A 3070-nucleotide genomic window follows, 5' to 3' on the forward strand; every position below is an offset into this window, starting at 1 on the left:
CATCAACCTCGGCCAGGACGCGCACCACCCGGTCATAGTAGGCAGCGCCATCGGCAGTGACATTGACCTTCCGTGTGGTCCGGTTGAGCAGCTTGACCCGCAGCCGCGCTTCCAGTTGCTGCACCAGCTGCGTCACGCTGGTCTTGCTCATATGGAGTGTCTCGGCCGCCTTGGTGAAGCTGCCTGCTTCCACCACGCGGGCGAATGCCTGCATTGCATCGAAACGGTCCATCTCTGCTCCAGATATGTTGACGTTGATGATTGTTTGGATTCTACGAACAGTGATGGTTAGCCTTGCCTGTTTATCCGAAAGGCACAGTCTTCTAAAGTTCTTTCATCGTTAACCACGGGCCGGCGACGGCCCATATGAAAAAGGACATTTTTATGACCAAGCGTGACGTCGTTTTTCCACCCGGGCGCCAGGCCCTCTATGAACGCAACCGCTATTCGCCGGCGGTGAAGTCCAACGGATTCCTGTTCGTTTCAGGGCAGGTTGGCAGCCGCGAAGATGGATCCCCCGAGCCCGACCTGGAGGCGCAGGTCCGGCTCGCCTTCGACAACCTGAACGCCATCCTCAAGGCCGCAGGCTGCACCTTCGACGACGTGGTCGACGTGACCGTCTTCATGGTGGATCCGGAATCGGTGTTCGAGACAGCCTGGAAAGTGGTGCCCGACTACTGGGGCAACGCACCGCACCCTACGCTGACGGGTGTCGGCGTGACCTGGCTCTATGGCTTTCAGTTTGAGATCAAGGTGATTGCCAAGCTTCCAGAGTTTCGCGGTGATTGAGTGACTTGACTACCGCCGTAACGGATCCAGCAGCGGCTTCAGCCCGTTGTGGTCGATCTCCTGCATCAGCTGCAGCAGGCGGCCGATTTCGCCTTTGGGAAAACCTTCGCGGGCGAACCAGTTGAGGTAGTTGCCGGGCAGGTCGGCGATCAGGGTGCCCTTGTGTTTGCCGAAAGGCATTTCGCGGGTCACCAGCAGCTGGAGGTCTTCGGGGTTCATGCCTAACCGCCTGCCCGCTTGGGCGCGTAGCCCTGTTTTTGCAGGGCCTGCATGACGGTGTCGCAATGGTCGCCCTGCACTTCAATGATGCCGTCTTTGGCCGTGCCCCCCGAACCACAGGCGGCTTTGAGCTGTTTGCCCAATTGCGCCAGGCCCAGGGCGTCCAGCGGCAGGCCCTTGATGACGGTGACAGTTTTTCCGCCGCGGCCTTTGCTTTCACGCATGACGCGCACCACACCATCACCCTTGGGCGCGGCCTGCTGCTTGCACGTGCACGCGGACACCGGCTGGCGGCATCCAGGGCACATGCGTCCCGCGTCGGTGGAATACACGAGGCCGCCGCTGGTGGGGAGTTTCTTCATGGAGTTTAAGGAGGGGATGCGTGGAAAGCGGCTCTGGCCGGGTAACACCGAAGTGTGGTCACCACGGCCGGGTCAGCACGGCCTAATACGAACGTTCACAAATGTTCTGGGCCATATTGCCGAAAAATGAAAAATGTACCTTATAAACACGGCTGGGATTTTCAGCCAGCGCCGCGCAGCCACTCAGGGTCATATACCCATATCAAAACAGGCAGCGCATCGGCCCGGCACATCAACGCAGTACCAGCACCAGGACAGCACCATGACCGGCACCTCTTTTTTGATCGGCTTCTTTATCTTTGTGGGCAGCGTGGCCCTGGGGGCGCTGGGCTATGAACGCTGGCTGTCGCATGTGGTGTCGGCCCGCAAGAAGGTGGCGCGCAACCACGCGCTGCGCCGCAAGCCGCTCACCAGTCGCGACGAGCTCGCGGTGTGGCGMTGGCTGGCAGACATTTTTCCGGACCACCATGTATTGATCAAGGTGCCCTTTACCGGCTTTATTGAACCCAACAGCCGCGGCGGCGACGCGCACTGGCAGGCGCTGCTGAGCACCGTGAGCTTTGCCTGCGCCGTGGCCGACCGCAAAGGCGCTGTGCTGGGTTGCGTCGATGTGCTGGGGCGCGGCGAGCTGGCTGACCGCAAGCATGCTTTCAAGCGCGAGCTGCTGGGCCGCGCCGGCATTCCCTACTGGATTGTGGACAGCCAGCGGCGGCCCGAGGCCACGCTGCTGCGTGAAAAGTTCACCGGTGCTGCCGCCACGCAGACGGCGATCAAAAAGACGCCACGCTCAGCCATGCCCCGCAAACCCGTCACCGCGCTGGAGCAGCGCCGCCTGTCACGCGTGTCCAACAACGCATCGGACCTGACCCGCACCGGCATGACGCCGCTGCATCTGAAGTCCACGCTCAAGCTGAAGGCACTGGCACGGGCCTTTGCCTGGCGCCTGGCCGGCGAGCCGCCTTCTTACAGGCCACGGAGTTCCCGCAGGCCCATGGGCTTTCCCACCACCAGCATCAGCAGCTCGACCATCTGAGCGAGCCTGCACGCCCCCCGGCCCGCTCAGGCTTCGGCGCTCTTGAGCAAAAACTCCATCTCGGTTCCGGCCAGGTTCAGTATGTCGTGGTGGGCCAGCGGAATCGCTTTCATGCCGATCGGTTTGCCGTTGCAGGTCGGCGGCTTTTCGCCGTCCATGTGCGCCACGTAGTAGCCGTCGCGCCGGTGCGATATCGACACCACGGCCACACCGGGCTGCCCGAAGGTGGTAACGGCCTTGACCACCGGCACCTCCAGCCCCGCTGACGAACCCGACAGCACCTTCAGGCTCGCGTGCATCGTGCCGCTGGTGCCGGGCAGGCCCATCGCGTCCAGCGCCATGGCGGTGGTTTGATGTTCGCGCGGAGCCTCTTCTTCATGCCGCGAGGTGGCCAGGTACTGGATGCGGAAGTTGCCGATATTGATGATGTCGTTGTCGTGCAGCAGCTCACGCGACTTGACCATGTGGCCGTTGAGGTAGGTGCCGTTGGTGCTGCCCAGGTCTTCAAGGTACACGTCCGCAAGGCCTTTCAGCAGGAACACGCAGTGCTCGCCGCTGACCACCAGGTTGTCGAAGATGATGTCGTTGTAGGGCCTGCGGCCCAGCGTGGTGCGGTCGTTCGTCAGGTACACGTGCTTGATTTCGACGCCTTCGACCGTTGCAATGA

General features: G+C 61.9%; 6 protein-coding genes. 2 read left to right on the top strand and 4 right to left on the bottom strand.

Annotation, left to right across the window (positions count from 1 at the left end; genetic code table 11):
* A partial coding sequence (locus tag AC1DWI_RS17905) for a LysR family transcriptional regulator (RefSeq protein ID WP_477725350.1) occupies nucleotides 1–232 on the bottom strand: 232 nt, incomplete at its 3' end.
* Nucleotides 233–384: 152 nt separating this feature from the next.
* On the opposite strand from AC1DWI_RS17905, the gene AC1DWI_RS17910 reads away from it, so the two are divergent.
* Nucleotides 385–789 carry a RidA family protein gene (locus AC1DWI_RS17910; protein ID WP_477670958.1) on the top strand — a complete coding sequence of 135 codons (405 nt, stop codon included), beginning with the start codon at nucleotides 385–387 and terminating at the stop codon, nucleotides 787–789.
* Nucleotides 790–798: 9 nt separating this feature from the next.
* Here the strand turns inward: AC1DWI_RS17910 and AC1DWI_RS17915 are convergent, their stop codons facing one another.
* The gene (locus AC1DWI_RS17915) at nucleotides 799–1008 is read right to left on the bottom strand and encodes a DUF3820 family protein (RefSeq protein WP_477667170.1); all 210 of its coding nucleotides are present in this window, start codon (nucleotides 1006–1008) and stop codon (nucleotides 799–801) included.
* A gap of 2 nt (nucleotides 1009–1010) precedes the next feature.
* Nucleotides 1011–1370, bottom strand: a complete 360-nt coding sequence (locus AC1DWI_RS17920) for a translation initiation factor Sui1 (protein ID WP_477670959.1) — start codon at nucleotides 1368–1370, stop codon at nucleotides 1011–1013.
* A 262-nt stretch (nucleotides 1371–1632) separates the two neighbouring features.
* Between AC1DWI_RS17920 and AC1DWI_RS17925 the strand changes: the two genes are divergently transcribed.
* Nucleotides 1633–2403, top strand: a complete 771-nt coding sequence (locus AC1DWI_RS17925) for a PDDEXK family nuclease (protein WP_477670960.1) — start codon at nucleotides 1633–1635, stop codon at nucleotides 2401–2403.
* Between the two features lie 26 nt (nucleotides 2404–2429).
* On the opposite strand, the gene AC1DWI_RS17930 is transcribed toward AC1DWI_RS17925, so the two are convergent.
* Nucleotides 2430–3068 (bottom strand): FHA domain-containing protein, encoded by a 639-nt coding sequence (locus AC1DWI_RS17930; protein WP_477725351.1) that lies wholly within the window; start codon nucleotides 3066–3068, stop codon nucleotides 2430–2432.
* Between the last annotated feature and the right edge of the window lie 2 nt (nucleotides 3069–3070).

The sequence above is a fragment of the Polaromonas sp. P3_C2 genome (genome assembly GCF_056402675.1).